Below are 13,488 nucleotides of genomic sequence, written 5' to 3'. Positions count from 1 at the left end.
GCATGTTAGCCCGCCGCTCTCAGCGGCAGAAGAGATATATGCACATTTCGGGGGTACAGACCGTTTTGCCCGATTACCGCTACGCGCAGGCGGAGATCACCGAGGCATTCTCCCGGTTGACCGAGGCCGACCACGACCAGCTCGAACGCTTCCACGAGGCCACCGGCGTCCACAGCCGGAACCTGGCGCTCCCGCTGGCCGACTACGCCAAGCTCGACTCCTTCGGCCGCGCCAACGACATCTACCTCGAGATAGCGCTCGACCTGGGCGAACGGGCACTCCGTGGCGCGCTGGACAAGGCGGGCGTATCCCCGCGGCGGGTGGATCACCTGGTGTTCTGCTCGACAACCGGCCTGGCCACGCCGTCCATGGACGCGCGGCTGCTGCAGCGGGTGGGGCTGCGGCCGGACGTCAAGCGGGTGCCGATGTTCGGATTGGGCTGTGCGGCGGGAGCGTCTGGTCTGTCGCGGCTGAACGACTACCTGCGCGGCTGGCCCGAACAGGTCGCGGCGCTGGTCTGCGTGGAGCTGTGCTCGCTGACCATCCAGCGCGACGACACCTCGATCGCGAACCTGGTCGCCAGCGGCCTGTTCGGCGACGGCGCGGCGGCCGTCGTCGCGATGGGACGCGGCCAGGGCCCGGAGGTGGTGGCCACGCGCAGCAGGTTGTACTCCGGCACCGAGCACCTCATGGGCTGGCAGGTGAGCGAGAGAGGCTTCCACCTCATCCTGGACGCCGAGCTCACCGGCTTCGTGGAGAAGGTGCTCGCGGGCGACATCAGGACCTTCCTCGCCGACAACGGGCTCACCCCGGAGCAGGTCGGCACCTGGATCTGCCACCCCGGCGGCCCGAAGGTGATCGACAAGATCGTGGAGCGGCTGGGCCTGGAACCGTCGGCTCTGGAGGTCACGCGGCGGTCTCTTCGTGAGCACGGGAACATGTCGTCGGTCTCCGTCCTGCACGTCCTGCAGGAGACACGCGGCCGTCCCGGCCAGCCGGCCGTGCTCCTCGCCCTCGGACCCGGTTTCTCGGCCGAACTCCTCCTGCTGCACTGGTGAGTCCCTACACGATCCTGATCGGGCTGGTCGCCGCCGAACGGCTGGCCGAACTCGCCGTGGCCCGCCGCAACCTTGCCTGGGCCAGGTCGAAGGGCGGCATCGAGTACGGCAGGCGGCACTATCGCTGGATCGTCCTGGCCCACACCGGGCTGTTGCTGGCCTGTCCGGCCGAGGTGTGGCTGTTCGACCGGCCCTTCATCCCGGCGCTCGGCTGGCCGATGCTCGCGATCGTGCTGCTGGCCCAGGGGCTGCGCTGGTCGTGCATCGCCGCCCTGGGCCGGCAGTGGAACACACGGGTCGTCGTGGTGCCCGGGATGCCGCTGGTCAGTGGTGGGCCGTACAGATGGTCGCGTCATCCGAACTACGTGGCCGTGGTGGCGGAAGGGGTGGCGCTGCCGCTCGTACACACCGCTTGGCTCACGGCGCTGGTGTTCACGCTGGTGAACGGGGTGTTGCTCGCGGTCCGGGTCCGGGTGGAGGAGGCGGCGCTGGCCGGCTGAGCGGATCACGTGTTGATCGCGGTTTGCGCTCGCTTGCGTCACCGGCCCGGCCACGCCATTTCCGGAAGCCGTCATAGGGCCGGAGGTGGTTGCGATGAAATTTCGTCCTTTAGTAGCCAGCGTCGGGGTCGTTGGGCTCCTGACTTTGGCCGCCTGTGGCGGCTCGGGGGGATCCCACCAGGAGTCCGCCGCGCGGGCGCCCGCTACCGGTCCCGCAGCACCAAGAGCGTCGGCTACGTCCGGGGCCAAATCGCCCGCGGATGGCAAGCCTCTGCCTGAGCCTCGGACGTCTGCCTCTCCGGAGACTCAGGAGGACACGTCCGCGGCGCAGATCTCGACGTTCGCCCTGGACGTGGATACCGCTTCGTACACCTATGCCCGCCGTACCCTCCAGGAAGGACGCTGGCCCGAACCGGGGCAGATCCGGCCGGAGGAGTTCGTCAACGCGTTCCGGCAGGACTACGCGCAGCCGGCCGACGACGGGTTCACCGTCCACGTCGACGGCGCCAGGATGCCGTCACGCAACCAGGCCGTCCTGCGCGTCGGGCTGCAGACGCGCGGCTCCGACGCGGCGGCGCGGCGGCCCGCCAACCTCACGTTCGTGGTCGACGTGTCGGGTTCGATGGCCGAGCCCGGCCGGCTCGACCTGGTGAAGCAGTCCCTGCACACGCTGATCGACCAGCTCGCGCCGGGCGACCAGGTGTCGATCGTCTCCTTCAGCGACGAGGCCAAGCTCCTGGCCTCGATGACGCCGCTGGCCGCACGTGCCGAGCTGCACGCGGCGGTCGACCAGCTGGCCGTGGCCGGCAGCACCAACCTGGAGTCCGGGCTGGTCACCGGCTATGAGGAGGCGGCCAAGGCGTTCCGCCCCGCGGCCACCAACCGGGTCATCCTCCTCTCTGACGGCCTGGCCAACCAGGGCAGCACCGAGTGGCGTTCCATCCTGGACCGGGTCAAGGAGTACGCGGGCCGGCAGGTCACCCTGCTGACCGTGGGCGTCGGCCGGGACTACGGCGACGAGCTCATGGAACAGCTGGCCGACAACGGCGACGGCGCCGCCGTCTACGTCAGCACGCAGGAGGACGCGGACAAGGTCTTCGCCGCCCAGCTCCCGGCCACGATCGAACTGCGGGCGCGCGACGCCAAGGCACAGGTCGTGTTCAACCCGTCGGTCGTGGAGGGATACCAGCTCATCGGGTACGAGAACCGGGCCCTGACCACCGAGGAGTTCCGCGACGACAGCCACGACGGCGGCGAGGTCGGCCCCGGCCACTCGGTCACGGCTCTCTACGCGGTACGCCTCAAGTCCGGCGCTACGGGACAACTGGCCCAGGCGACCGTACGCTGGCAGGACCCCGACACCAGGAACCCCTCCGAGACGAGCAAGGCGGTGGACGTGGGCGCCCTGAACGCGTCGGTGTGGGAGAAGGCACCGATGCGACTGCAGGTGGACGTGGTGGCGGCGGCCTTCGCGGTCTACATGCGGGACCGGAAGGCGTTCGGGATGGACCTGCCGACACTGGGGGATCAGGCCAGACGGCTGGCGGGTGCGGCGGAGGACCCGATGGTGACGGAACTGGCGGGACTCATCGACAAGGCCCGCTCGGTCGGGTAGCCGCTCTCGGCTGGATCGCTCTTCTCACTGGGCCGCTCTTCTGGCTGGGGTGCTTTCCGCAGGCCGGGTCGCTTCTTCGGAAGCGGCCCAATGCCTGTGGGCGGTTGGCTGGGACGTGGGTGGGTCTGGAGTCGGATAGACTTGTGGACGGTTCGAGGGGCTATGGCGCAGTTGGTAGCGCGCCTCCATGGCATGGAGGAGGTCTGGGGTTCGAATCCCCATAGCTCCACACAACAAAGGCCTTCATCGGGGCGCTTCGCGCTCAAGGGGCCTCAGACGTTTCTTCCAGTCGGGCCAAGGGCCCGACCCCTGGAGGACCTTCGCTTCGCTCCGGGCGTTCTTCCTGGGGCCACCCACCCGTTGCCCGTCTGGGTGGTTGGCCGTTTGACGCCCACCCCGGGCACAAAGGCCTTCGCCTTGGGCGCTTCGCGCTTGCGGAGGCTCAGTCGTTGCTTCCAGTCGGGCCCAGTCCCGACCCCTGGAGGGCCTCGCTTCGCTCGGACGTCCTTATCTGGGCGCAGGCTTCGCCTGCGCATGCTGCAATAGCCCTTCCTGAATGGCTTGCCTGTCACCCGGCGGCGTAAGTATTCGGAGTCGCTGGAAGAGCCTCTTGATCAGTAGGGGGCACGAGATCGCGGGTTGTGAGACCACCCAGTGAGCATGTATGGAGAGCTGGGAAGCATTAACCGGGTCACCTGGCCGCAGTCGCGTCGCCCATGCTCCAGCGTGGAGGGGTGAATACTCACCCGTCGAGCCAGACGTTCGAGGTCATCGAGGTTTACGTAGTTCGCTTGACAACCCCAGATAATGATGGACCAGACATTGAACAGCCCGCCGGCGTACATCGCCGGCGGGCTGTTCAATGTTGCCGATATCAGTAATCGTGGCAGGGAAGGCCCTGCGACTCATAGCCGCCGCCGGGCTTGTGGTACCAGAGTTGGGCGCAGAGCCGCTTACCGGCGACGTCCGATTTCCTGCCCTTCAGGAATTCCCTGGTGCCGCCGTTGTAGTTGTAGTCACCGGTTCCGCCGTACCGCGCCCCGGTCGCCGCGTACCAGATGTCTATGTGGTAGGTGCCACTGACTCCGGCGACTTGCTGGACGTCGACCCGGGCGGTGCCGGCCGGGTCGGTATTCACGCCGATCCACATGTTGCCGTTTCTGCCAGCCGAAGCGGGTGACGCGACAGCGGCCGTGAGAATGCCGGCGAAGAGAACGCTGAGTGTCACACCCATTACGCGCCGACGGACAGGGCGACGGTGTCTCGATATCGTTTCCAAGGGAACCTCCGTGGGTTGTCCGAATGGTGGTGCGATGAACACGATGCTTCAGCATTCGACTACCTCGGTCCAGGACAGTGACGGGTCATTTGGGGGACATTGAAAATGTCCCGGCGGGGCTCGTCGGGTTCGGTGTATTGGGTATTCACTAAGTTGGCCTTGCTCTGAACCTGGCCTAGAGGGCTACGCCAACTCCCAGATAAGATGCTTCTGTATCCCATGCATAACCGCTTACGAAGCGTATGGGGGTCGTTTGTAATCGGCCCTGATTCCTGTCCAAGCACCCATTTGCCAGCTTATTCTGTTTTGCTTTATCCGAATTGGATAAATTACAGTCGGACTGGATGTGTTGGGCAGGTTCTCAGGCCAGGCCTCCACACGAGGGGGCAAGCATGGCAAAACGGCAGGGTCTCCGATCTTGTGAGGCCTGCGGGACGCGCCTGGCTGGCGACAACCGGAGTATCCGATGCGGCCCCTGCCAGCGCCGACGAGATCAACCCGGCGCGCAGCCGCCAGCCGTGCCGCCGGCCTTCTGGGCTGACAACGCCTTGCAGCAAGCGTTCGCCTCACGGCACATCGGGCGGGTTATCCGGGCGTACCGTCACCATCCCTCGCACGGGAGGCCGCTCTCCCAGGAACGCGTGGCTGGGTGGTTGCGTCTCAGCCAGGCCCAGCTCAGCCGCGTCGAATCCGGAGCGCCCGTCCAGGACCTCACACGTCTGATCACCTGGGCACGGCTGCTGGGCATGCCGCCTGCTCGCTTGTGGTTCCAGATGCCGGAGAAGACGGAGACGACCGCACCGCAGTTCTTCCCAGGAGCAACAGGGCACGCTCGCTCGAACATCGTCCATGCTGCCCGGGCAGTTTTCAGTGTCGATGAGCTACCACCGGATGAAGCTTTCCTGACCGATGCCCGCCGTTATGTCGACGGGCCCGTTGTGGAGGTCCTGCGTCAGCAGCTCGATGAAGGCAAGGCCGACGACGGCAGACTTGGTCCAGCCGCAGTCCTGCCGCAGGTGCTAAAGATGCTCGGCGCTATGCAGCACGCTGTCCGAGAGGTGAAGCCCGATGTCCGGCGGGCGTTGCTGACAGTGGGAGCGGATGGCGCGGAGTTCGTGGGCTGGCTATACCGCGACCTCCGCGATCTGAGGACGGCCACGTACTGGTATGACCGGGCGATCGAGTGGGCGCAGGAAGCCGACGACAACGCCATGCAGGGCTATGTGCTGCTTCGGAAATCCCAACTGGCCTATGACCGACGCGACGCGCTGCGGGTGCTCACCCTGGCCGAAGCGGCGCAGCGGAGCACCGCCCGGCTTCCGAGCAGAGTTCGCGCCGAGGTTCTGCAGCAAGAGGCCTTGGGCTTTGCCATGCTAGGCGAACCGCTGCGCATGGTCGAGCAGAAATTGGATGACGCCCGGCAACTGCTCGCACGCTCGACGGGCGAAGAGGCCGACATGCTCGGTGGGGTCTTCACCGACAGCACTCTCCGGCTGCGTAGCACCGCGTGTTACACCGAGGCGGGCAAGCCCGGCCAGGCGGCCATCTTGGGTCTGGAGGCAGCGCGGATCGCCCATGCCACGCGCTCGAAGCGGACGACTATCGTGCTGACGGACATGATGCAGACTCTGAGACGCTGGGGTGCCCGGCCGCACGTTCGGGAACTGCGGGAGGCTCTGCACGAGGGTCGAACTGCCTAATCTCCGGCGCGCACCCACTCCGCCACCGTCTGAATCACCGACGCCTGCCAGACCTGGCTCTGGGGATTGAGATACTGCGGGTCGTCGTGGACGGCGAAACCGTGCTGTGATCCCTCGATTTCCACCAGGGTGCAGGGGACGGTGAACTGGGGCACTGCCGCGCGTGAGGACTCGATGGGCACCAGCGTGTCTCCGGTGCCGTGGACGATTAGCGTCGGCGCCTTGATCTCTCCCAGAACCGTGTGCGGTTGCAGCCAGAAGACCTCGTTGAGCAGCGGACGGCCGTGCTTCAGGCTGGGCGTGAAGGGAATATACCCCTGCTCGGTGAGCTGCTGGGCGGTTTGCTCGTTCAGATAGTCGTCGTGCCAGTACGGCCTGCTGTCGATGGTGCGCTTCTTGTAGTCGAATTGTGGGTTGAGCAGTACCAGCCGCTGGACTTCCTCAGGACGGTGGGCGGCGTAGTAACCGCAGATCCCGCCGCCGAAACTGGCGCCGAGCAGGCTGATCCGGTTCGCCTCGGTCGCTTCGCGCACATGGCGCAGCGCCACCCGAATGTCGTTAAGGATCGTGGCCAGGGTCAGCTCCTCCTGGCGGCCTTCACTCTCACCGTGGCCGCGCAGGTCGAAGCGGAGCGAAGCCAGCCCGGCTTCAGCGAGCCCGGCCGCCAGGCGGGTGAAGAAGCCACCCTCCTCGCGAGTAACGCCGCCGCCATGGACGAGGACAACCGCGGATTCGGTCGATTCGCCTGGCGTTACCAGCGTTCCGGCGAGGTGGAGGCCGTCGAGGGTGCGCACGGTGACGGACGAGCTTTGGACATGCATGGCGCTCCTGGAGGTGATGGAAAACGCTATGGTCCCACCTCAGTGATCTGCTTGCTTGTCGCCCGGCGTGAGCGTTCGAGGTAGCAGCTTGATCAGCAAGGGCCCCGAGATCGCGGATTGTGAGGCCACCCTCAGCGAGCATGTATTGAGAGCTGGGGAGCGTTCAAGAACCTGACCGGGTCACATGGCCGCGGTTGCGTCGCCGTTCTCTATCTGGGACACGCGCATCTTGGTCACGCCCATTTTCTCGGCCACGTCGGACTGCGTGAGTCCGCCGTTCCTGCGCCGTTCGGCCAGATGCCAGGCATGCACGTACGCCTCGATCATGCGCCGGGTCTTGGCCAGTTCCTCCTCTCCTCCAGCGCGCGCGACATGCTCCTCGCGGACATCGCTCCACTTCTTGAAGCCGGTCATCGGGTTTCCTCCTCGGCGGGTTCGATCAGATAGCTCTGGTACGGCTCTTCAGGTTGCCGGATGGCCTTGCCGTGCCAGCGGTCGGGGGCGGCGGGCTGCTCACGGATTGTCCCGGCGACAAGCAGAATGGCGCAGCTGAAGTGCGATCTGCTTTGTGCGGGACTCGGTGTTCCCGCTCGTGTGGGGACGTTGAGGACTTGGTAGCCGACTGGTGCGCTGACCACGAACCTTCGCCGGCGGTGGGCGTAGCAGTCTCGGGTTTTGTCCTGCCTCGGTTTCTTGTCTGTAAGGGATTCTCCCCTTGATGGACAGCAGGAGCGGGGCAGGCACGAGACGATCCGGGGCCGCTGGGCGGTGATCGTGGTGGCGTCTACGCCGAGGCCGGCCGATAGAGTGATCCGGTGAGACTGACGCATTTCGGGCACGCCTGTGTGCGTGTCCAGGACGGCGATCGGGTGCTGGTGATCGATCCGGGCACCTTCTCCGACGCGGAGGCGGCGCTGTCCGGAGCCACGGCCGTGCTCGTCTCCCACGAGCACCCCGACCACGTCGACGTCGAGGCGCTCAAGGCAGCTCGGGCGGCCAACCCCGCCCTGACCGTCCACACCCATGCGGCACTGGCCGCCGAGCTCGGCGAGGGAGCGGTCGCGGTCGCCGCGGGCGAGACCTTCACCGCCGCCGGCTTCACCGTGAAGGCCGTGGGCGGCGTGCACGCCGAGGTCATCGACGGACTGCCCGGCTGCCCGAACCTCGGGTTCATCGTGGATGGCCTCTACCACCCGGGAGACTCCCTGTTCGTCCCCACCGACGAGGTCGACACCCTGCTGGTCCCGGCGGCCGGCCCCTGGGTGAAGATCGGCGAGGCCATCACCTTCGTCCGAGGCGTCCGGCCGGCCCGCGCGTTCCCGATCCACGACATCCAGCTCAGCAAGGTCGGTCTGGAATACTTCGACGCATGGCTTGAGGAGGAGACCAACTACGCCCGCCTCCCGGTAGGCGATTCAGTCGATCTCTAGTGGGATGGCCACGAACGTTCGCTCTCCGTTCTCCCTCTCCCACAGGGGCACCGATCCAAGGGTCGGACCCGCAGCTCCTCTCCCCCTGGGGGTGCTTTCGACCCGAGGGCCCCAACCATGCACGACTTTCGTTGCTCTCGGGGACCTGCATGATCCACTGCTCGCCCTCTGGGGGACCGCCTTGCAGAAGGCGGTGACGGTTCCCGCACCAGGCCGTCCCGTCACCGTGATGAGGGGACGATTGGTTTCAGATGCGGGGCCGAAGGGTGCGCCTGACGGCGACGCCGCCCAATGCGAGAGCGGGGATGAGGAGGATTCCCGCTTCGGTCCATTGGAACTGCCAGAACCTGTTCGCAGGGTGAAATTCGGTGATCTGTCGATAGCCGTGGCTGAATGAGCACTTGTCGTATTTCTTGGTCGTCTCGTCCGTCCCACAAGGGCTGGCGAGCGCAAGCGCTCTTTCCTGAGAGGTGAACCTCACGCCGCTTCTGTCGATCCAGTAGCTGCTCACGTACAGGGAGTCCTCTGGTGGGGGCTCGTCCATGACCTTGGTCTGCACGACTCGCTCCGGCTTCGCATAGGAGGATGGCGCTCTGAGGAGTCCGAAGAATGCTAACGCGCACACCGCCAGGGTCACCGCCATCGCCGGCAGGCTCCGCCGGAACAGCGCGCCCGTGGCCATGCCGAGCACGAAGGCGGACAGCCACCACGCCGCCGGAAGGATGCCTACAACGCGGAACCATTTCAAGTCGAAGTGGTCAACGTTGTAGGGGGGACGTCGAAGGCGGCCAGCCACGGGGTGACGATGCCAGCCAGCACCAGCCCGCCGAGAAGTTCACCCACCGGCCGTATGAGCTCGTTCATCCCCACGATGTAAGAGCTGCATGCGGGCGTGTCGGTCACGCAGTCGGTCGCCGGAGCGTTCTGGGCGGCAAAGTCGGCCGCGCCCAGACCGCTGATGAGCAGAACTACGCCGAGGACGGCCAGCAGCGCCGTGGTGAGGAGCACCTGCATGCGGTGCTGCCGCCAGGTAAGCCACAACACTTCTATGTCTCCTTAGCGGTCAGGTGTCGGCGTACTGCCTGATGTGCAGGGGCGAGTACGAGTAAACGTGCAGAGCTGCCAGAAGCACTGTGCTTGGCAACGACCTGCAGCGCATCGCGGCCTCCCTCGGGCGGATCACGGGAGCGTGCCGCGCCGTGTAGCGTCGCCGACAGGTGTACATTGTTACCATGGTAACAGTCGAACGCACACAGACAGGCTTGCGGCTCGAGAAGAACGTGCTCAAGGTACTCAAGGGACTGGCCGAATACCTCGACATCTCGCTGGGCGACTTGGTGGAAGGCATCGCGCTGCACTCCTTCGACGGCAAGGCGCCCTTCACGCCCGCAACCCTCGACAAAATCGAGCAACTCAAGGCCGTGTACGGCTTGACGCTGACATCCGCCGACGCGCATCGGCTGACCGAGCGATGAGCGGCGCGCAATACACGCTCACCGGTCGGCTGGCGGTCGCGCTGCCGCCCGAGGAAGCATTCACGCTGTTCACGCCGCGCGGCGAGGAGCAGTGGGTGGCCGGGTGGCAGCCCCGTTTCCCGGTGAAGACCCATGACGACTCCGCCCCTGGCACGGTCTTCGAAACCGGCGCGCACAGCGAGCGGACCATCTGGGTGGTGGTCGAGCGCGAGCCTGAACGGCGCGTCTCGTACGCCAGGGTCACACCCGGTTCCCGGGCCGGGACCGTCACCGTCGAGGTGGATGCGGATGGGCAGGGCGGCAGCACGGTACGGGTCACGTACGCCCTGACCGCACTCACGCCAGAGAGCCAGGGGCCTCTGCACGAGTTCGCCGAGCGCTATCCGGACTTCCTGCAGTCGTGGGAGGAGGAGATCGCCCGCCATCTCGGGGCCCGGCCACCGAGCGCGGCCGCCCAGTCGTAAACGGGCGCATCGCCAGGGACGAGCACCTCGGAGCCGCTCCGAGGTGCTCAGCACCACCCCGGGCAAGGCTCCCCGCTCAAAAGACTCGTCATTGCGACCGACTCGCAGATTATCTCTGCACGTTTAGTCGTACTCGCCTCTGCACTTGAGCCTGTACGCCGACATCAGGAAATGGTCAGGGCGGCAGTGAGGTGGTGTCGGGGCCGCGCAGGTAGGCCAGCACCAGCTCCTCCAGGCTCACGCCGGACGCGCTCCATCGCGGGTCGTGCAACGGAGTTCCCGGGCCGGTGCGAGCCAGCAGGTCGGCCTGCCGTTCGCTGCGGCTGTCGCTGATCACCGGCATCCGGGCCGCCATCCCGTCGGCGAGCTCGGCCTGGCCGGACAGCATCTGGTGGGTGGCGGGCAGCTCGTCGACCTCGCCGCTGATCTGGACCTGGCCGCGGTTGAGCACCACCAGCCAGTCGCAGGCGTTGGTCAGGTCGGACACCACATGGGAGGACAACACGACGGTCATCTGAGTCTCGGCCACCGCCGCCATCAGGGAGCGCATGACGTCGTGCCGGGCCACTGGGTCGAGGTTGGCGAGCGGTTCGTCCATGACCAGCAGATCCGGCCGCTTGGCCACGGCGATGGTCAGCGCGACCTGTGCCTGCTGACCTCCAGAAAGCTTGCCGACCTTGCGGTTCAACGGGATGTCCAGTTCCGCCAGCCGCTGCCGGGCTAGGGCGTCGTCCCACCCCGGATTGAGATGGTGTCCGAACCGGAGCATCTCAGCGACGGTAAAGCCGTTGTAGAGGGGTTTGTCCTGGGCCAGGAACGCCACCCGCGCGAGGGCCGCCGCCCGCTGCCCGACCGGTTCGCCGAAGACGCGCACGCTGCCCCGGGTGGGGGCGATCAGTCCGGCGACCACGTGCAGGAACGTGGACTTGCCCGCGCCGTTCGGTCCAACGAGTGCGACGACCCGGCCGACGGGGACGGACAACGTGCAGTCGCGCAACGCCCACGTGTCCCGATATCGCTTGGCGAGCCTTATGGCCTCCAGAGCCGTCGGGCTCTGCGCGGGGGCGGTGAGCTCACCGGATCCACCGCCGAACATCCTCACTGTCCGATCCGCCGTTGAATGCCGCAGCCCACAAGGAAACCACGGCGGACGCCCGCCGGTAATCACCGACGACATGCTGCACACCGTGCTCCGCCGCGAACGGCGAGCCGGTGGAGGACATCCGCCCGGACCTGATCATCCCCACCGGCAAGCGCAAGGGGCAGCACCCTGGCCTGGCGAGCATCTACGGGGCGCGAATGCGAGATACGGATCTTTGCGGGCAAGTGCTTCAGCGCTGACCAGGTGCTGCCGGGCGGTCGAGAGCATCCGCTCGGCGAGTTCGGCATCCGCGACGACCTGGGTGAGTTCGCGTCGTGAAGCATGTCGATGATCTCGTCTCTCCCGCGCGCGCCCAACTCGTCATTCGCCGTCTCCAATGGGGATCGGTACGGGCACCTGGGGACGGCCTCGACCCGTTCGGAACGTCTACCGGGAACTCTGAGGCGCCCTACGGATAAAGACGGTCGTGACAACCACCTCAGAACGGGAGCTCGTCTTGACGGACCCCCCACTTCCAAGTGGCCATCAGCTATCGGTAGGCGGACAAACGGGGCTGGCGGACGACCGGGACGACTCCTCCATCGTCGAAGCATCGCTGCGCACACCGGAGTGCTTCGCCGCGCTCTTCGATCGCCATGCCGCCGCGTTGCACCGCTACGCCGCGCGGCGCCTTGGGCTCGACCAGGCCGAAGACGTGGTGGCCGAGGCGTTCACCAGGGCTTTCGAGACGCGCCACCGGTACGAGTTCGGCCGTACGGAGGCGTTGCCCTGGTTGTACGGCATCACCACGAACGTCATCGGCCTGCACCGGCGTGCCGAAGTGCGCGGTTACCGGGCCATGGCCCGTACGGGTGAGGATCCCGTGGTCGCCGCGTTCGACGAGCGGGTGGCCGCCCGGGTCTCCGCATCGGCCACCCGGCAGCGCCTGGCCGCCGCGCTGGCAAAACTCGGCCGCGGTGAGCGAGACGTGCTGCTGCTGATCGCCTGGGGCGATCTGACATACGAGGAGACGGCGCAGGCACTGCGGGTGCCCATCGGCACGGTCCGATCACGCCTGTCCCGCGCCCGTCGCAAGGTCGCGCACGCTCTGGGTGGCGTCAACCCGGTTGAGACGAGAGAGGACGAACAATGAACGACCTTGAGCTGATCAAGCAGCTGCGCTCGGAGGTGGCGGAAACCGAGCCGGACGCCTTGACCGGCGCGCGGGGGCGGCTGCTGGCCGTGATGGCCCGCACGGCGGCTCCTCGGCGGTCCCGGCGGCCTCTGACCGTGCGTGTCACAGGCCTTGCCGCTGCCGCGGTCGCGGCGACCGTCGCCGTCGTGATCGCCACGGGTCAGACCGCCGCGCCCGTCAAGCCACCGCCCTCTGCCGGTGACGTCCTGCCGATGACCTCTGCCAGGAACATCCTGCTTGTGGCCGCCGCCAGCGCGGAGCGTGCGCCACAGGGTTCTGGGACGTACTGGCACATCAAACGGGAGAGCGAAGACGGCCGGCACTTCTGGGGAGAGAGCTGGACCACGCGCGACGGGCAGCGGTGGAGCAGGGGCATGGTGGACAGCGGGCCCGGCGTGGTGAAGGAGCCCTCGGGCACGTTCTGGCTGGGGCCCGCGGACGGCGATGCCAAGATCTCCATGGAGGGTCTCGAGAAGTTGCCGACAGACCCCGAGGCGTTGCGGCAGAAGGTCGCCGGGATGCAGACGGGTGGTCCCGTCGGTGACTACGACATCGCCTTCATGCCATTGGTCTCGCTGATCGCGGAGTTGCCCGCGCCCGCGGACGTGCGCTCGGCGGCGTTCCGGGCGCTCGCCGAGCTCCCCGGCGTGCAGCGGCTGGGCACGGTCGACGGCGGGGAGGAGCTGATGGTCGTCGACCGCGGCCGGGAGGTCAGGCTGGTCGTCGATCCCGCGACTTCCCGGGTGATCCGTACAAATCGGGTCCCCACCGCTGACGGAGGGGTGGCGGGTTCGAAAGACGGCCTCATCAAGCTGACCACAGGGTGGACGGACCAGCTTCCCCGGTGAGGATCCGGCCCGACCGTCTTTT

Annotated in this window: 15 protein-coding genes and 1 tRNA gene; 10 read left to right on the top strand and 6 right to left on the bottom strand. The window is 66.9% G+C overall.

Features of this window, described 5'->3' with window-relative positions; translation table 11 throughout:
- Window positions 1-2 precede the first annotated feature (2 nt).
- The 4 genes from ACGFNP_RS26970 (at window position 3) to ACGFNP_RS26955 (ending at window position 3,402) form a co-directional block, all read left to right on the top strand.
- Window positions 3-1,058 (top strand): 3-oxoacyl-[acyl-carrier-protein] synthase III C-terminal domain-containing protein, encoded by a 1,056-nt coding sequence (locus ACGFNP_RS26970; protein WP_358331171.1) that lies wholly within the window; start codon window positions 3-5, stop codon window positions 1,056-1,058.
- Window positions 1,055-1,558, top strand: coding sequence for an isoprenylcysteine carboxyl methyltransferase family protein (locus ACGFNP_RS26965; RefSeq protein ID WP_393323417.1), 504 nt, complete (start codon window positions 1,055-1,057; stop codon window positions 1,556-1,558). The genes ACGFNP_RS26970 and ACGFNP_RS26965 overlap by 4 nt, the downstream gene beginning before the upstream one ends.
- 94 nt (window positions 1,559-1,652) lie before the next feature.
- Window positions 1,653-3,173 carry a von Willebrand factor type A domain-containing protein gene (locus tag ACGFNP_RS26960; RefSeq protein WP_358331165.1) on the top strand — a complete coding sequence of 507 codons (1,521 nt, stop codon included), beginning with the start codon at window positions 1,653-1,655 and terminating at the stop codon, window positions 3,171-3,173.
- A 156-nt stretch (window positions 3,174-3,329) separates the two neighbouring features.
- Window positions 3,330-3,402: transfer RNA gene (locus ACGFNP_RS26955), tRNA-Ala, on the top strand.
- Window positions 3,403-4,047: 645 nt separating this feature from the next.
- Here ACGFNP_RS26955 and ACGFNP_RS26950 read toward each other — a convergent pair.
- Entirely contained in the window at window positions 4,048-4,311 is a 264-nt protein-coding gene (locus ACGFNP_RS26950) for a hypothetical protein (protein ID WP_393323414.1), read from the bottom strand.
- A 485-nt stretch (window positions 4,312-4,796) separates the two neighbouring features.
- On the opposite strand from ACGFNP_RS26950, the gene ACGFNP_RS26945 reads away from it, so the two are divergent.
- Complete coding sequence (locus tag ACGFNP_RS26945) at window positions 4,797-6,152, top strand: helix-turn-helix domain-containing protein (RefSeq protein WP_393323661.1); 1,356 nt, start codon at window positions 4,797-4,799, stop codon at window positions 6,150-6,152.
- On the opposite strand, the gene ACGFNP_RS26940 is transcribed toward ACGFNP_RS26945, so the two are convergent.
- Both ACGFNP_RS26940 and ACGFNP_RS26935 read right to left on the bottom strand, forming a co-directional pair.
- Complete coding sequence (locus tag ACGFNP_RS26940) at window positions 6,149-6,973, bottom strand: alpha/beta hydrolase (protein ID WP_393323411.1); 825 nt, start codon at window positions 6,971-6,973, stop codon at window positions 6,149-6,151. The genes ACGFNP_RS26945 and ACGFNP_RS26940 overlap by 4 nt on opposite strands.
- Window positions 6,974-7,153: 180 nt before the next feature.
- On the bottom strand, window positions 7,154-7,387 hold the full coding sequence (locus ACGFNP_RS26935) for a helix-turn-helix transcriptional regulator (protein ID WP_358331148.1): 234 nt from the start codon (window positions 7,385-7,387) through the stop codon (window positions 7,154-7,156).
- 401 nt (window positions 7,388-7,788) lie between these two features.
- Here ACGFNP_RS26935 and ACGFNP_RS26930 point away from each other — a divergent pair, with 401 nt between their 5' ends.
- Window positions 7,789-8,403 carry an MBL fold metallo-hydrolase gene (locus tag ACGFNP_RS26930; protein WP_358331145.1) on the top strand — a complete coding sequence of 205 codons (615 nt, stop codon included), beginning with the start codon at window positions 7,789-7,791 and terminating at the stop codon, window positions 8,401-8,403.
- A gap of 247 nt (window positions 8,404-8,650) precedes the next feature.
- Here the strand turns inward: ACGFNP_RS26930 and ACGFNP_RS26925 are convergent, their stop codons facing one another.
- Both ACGFNP_RS26925 and ACGFNP_RS26920 read right to left on the bottom strand, forming a co-directional pair.
- Window positions 8,651-9,151 (bottom strand): hypothetical protein, encoded by a 501-nt coding sequence (locus tag ACGFNP_RS26925; RefSeq protein ID WP_393323407.1) that lies wholly within the window; start codon window positions 9,149-9,151, stop codon window positions 8,651-8,653.
- The gene (locus ACGFNP_RS26920; RefSeq protein WP_393323404.1) at window positions 9,148-9,447 is read right to left on the bottom strand and encodes a hypothetical protein; all 300 of its coding nucleotides are present in this window, start codon (window positions 9,445-9,447) and stop codon (window positions 9,148-9,150) included. The genes ACGFNP_RS26925 and ACGFNP_RS26920 overlap by 4 nt, the downstream gene beginning before the upstream one ends.
- A gap of 218 nt (window positions 9,448-9,665) precedes the next feature.
- Here ACGFNP_RS26920 and ACGFNP_RS26915 point away from each other — a divergent pair, with 218 nt between their 5' ends.
- Both ACGFNP_RS26915 and ACGFNP_RS26910 read left to right on the top strand, forming a co-directional pair.
- Window positions 9,666-9,878, top strand: a complete 213-nt coding sequence (locus tag ACGFNP_RS26915; RefSeq protein ID WP_358331139.1) for a hypothetical protein — start codon at window positions 9,666-9,668, stop codon at window positions 9,876-9,878.
- The gene (locus ACGFNP_RS26910) at window positions 9,875-10,342 is read left to right on the top strand and encodes an SRPBCC family protein (protein ID WP_358331136.1); all 468 of its coding nucleotides are present in this window, start codon (window positions 9,875-9,877) and stop codon (window positions 10,340-10,342) included. The genes ACGFNP_RS26915 and ACGFNP_RS26910 overlap by 4 nt, the downstream gene beginning before the upstream one ends.
- A gap of 175 nt (window positions 10,343-10,517) precedes the next feature.
- On the opposite strand, the gene ACGFNP_RS26905 is transcribed toward ACGFNP_RS26910, so the two are convergent.
- Entirely contained in the window at window positions 10,518-11,438 is a 921-nt protein-coding gene (locus ACGFNP_RS26905; protein WP_393323658.1) for an ABC transporter ATP-binding protein, read from the bottom strand.
- Window positions 11,439-11,940: 502 nt separating this feature from the next.
- On the opposite strand from ACGFNP_RS26905, the gene ACGFNP_RS26900 reads away from it, so the two are divergent.
- Both ACGFNP_RS26900 and ACGFNP_RS26895 read left to right on the top strand, forming a co-directional pair.
- On the top strand, window positions 11,941-12,576 hold the full coding sequence (locus ACGFNP_RS26900) for an RNA polymerase sigma factor (RefSeq protein ID WP_393323399.1): 636 nt from the start codon (window positions 11,941-11,943) through the stop codon (window positions 12,574-12,576).
- Window positions 12,573-13,466, top strand: coding sequence for a CU044_5270 family protein (locus ACGFNP_RS26895; protein WP_393323396.1), 894 nt, complete (start codon window positions 12,573-12,575; stop codon window positions 13,464-13,466). Before ACGFNP_RS26900 ends, ACGFNP_RS26895 begins: the two co-directional genes overlap by 4 nt.
- Window positions 13,467-13,488 lie beyond the last annotated feature (22 nt).

Source organism: Nonomuraea sp. NPDC049269 (genome assembly GCF_043197155.1).
Classification (GTDB): Bacteria; Actinomycetota; Actinomycetes; order Streptosporangiales; family Streptosporangiaceae; genus Nonomuraea.
The sequence above is the reverse complement of the archived record's forward strand: the minus strand, read 5'-3'. Positions and strand labels throughout refer to the sequence as shown.

Coding starts and splice junctions, on each gene's coding strand:
- ACGFNP_RS26970 (WP_358331171.1), top strand. CDS start 3: ATGTTAGCCCGCCGCTCTCAGCGGCAGAAGAGATATATGCACATTTCG.
- ACGFNP_RS26960 (WP_358331165.1), top strand. CDS start 1,653: ATGAAATTTCGTCCTTTAGTAGCCAGCGTCGGGGTCGTTGGGCTCCTG.
- ACGFNP_RS26945 (WP_393323661.1), top strand. CDS start 4,797: ATGTGTTGGGCAGGTTCTCAGGCCAGGCCTCCACACGAGGGGGCAAGC.
- ACGFNP_RS26940 (WP_393323411.1), bottom strand. CDS start 6,973: ATGCATGTCCAAAGCTCGTCCGTCACCGTGCGCACCCTCGACGGCCTC.
- ACGFNP_RS26935 (WP_358331148.1), bottom strand. CDS start 7,387: ATGACCGGCTTCAAGAAGTGGAGCGATGTCCGCGAGGAGCATGTCGCG.
- ACGFNP_RS26910 (WP_358331136.1), top strand. CDS start 9,875: ATGAGCGGCGCGCAATACACGCTCACCGGTCGGCTGGCGGTCGCGCTG.
- ACGFNP_RS26905 (WP_393323658.1), bottom strand. CDS start 11,438: ATGTTCGGCGGTGGATCCGGTGAGCTCACCGCCCCCGCGCAGAGCCCG.
- ACGFNP_RS26895 (WP_393323396.1), top strand. CDS start 12,573: ATGAACGACCTTGAGCTGATCAAGCAGCTGCGCTCGGAGGTGGCGGAA.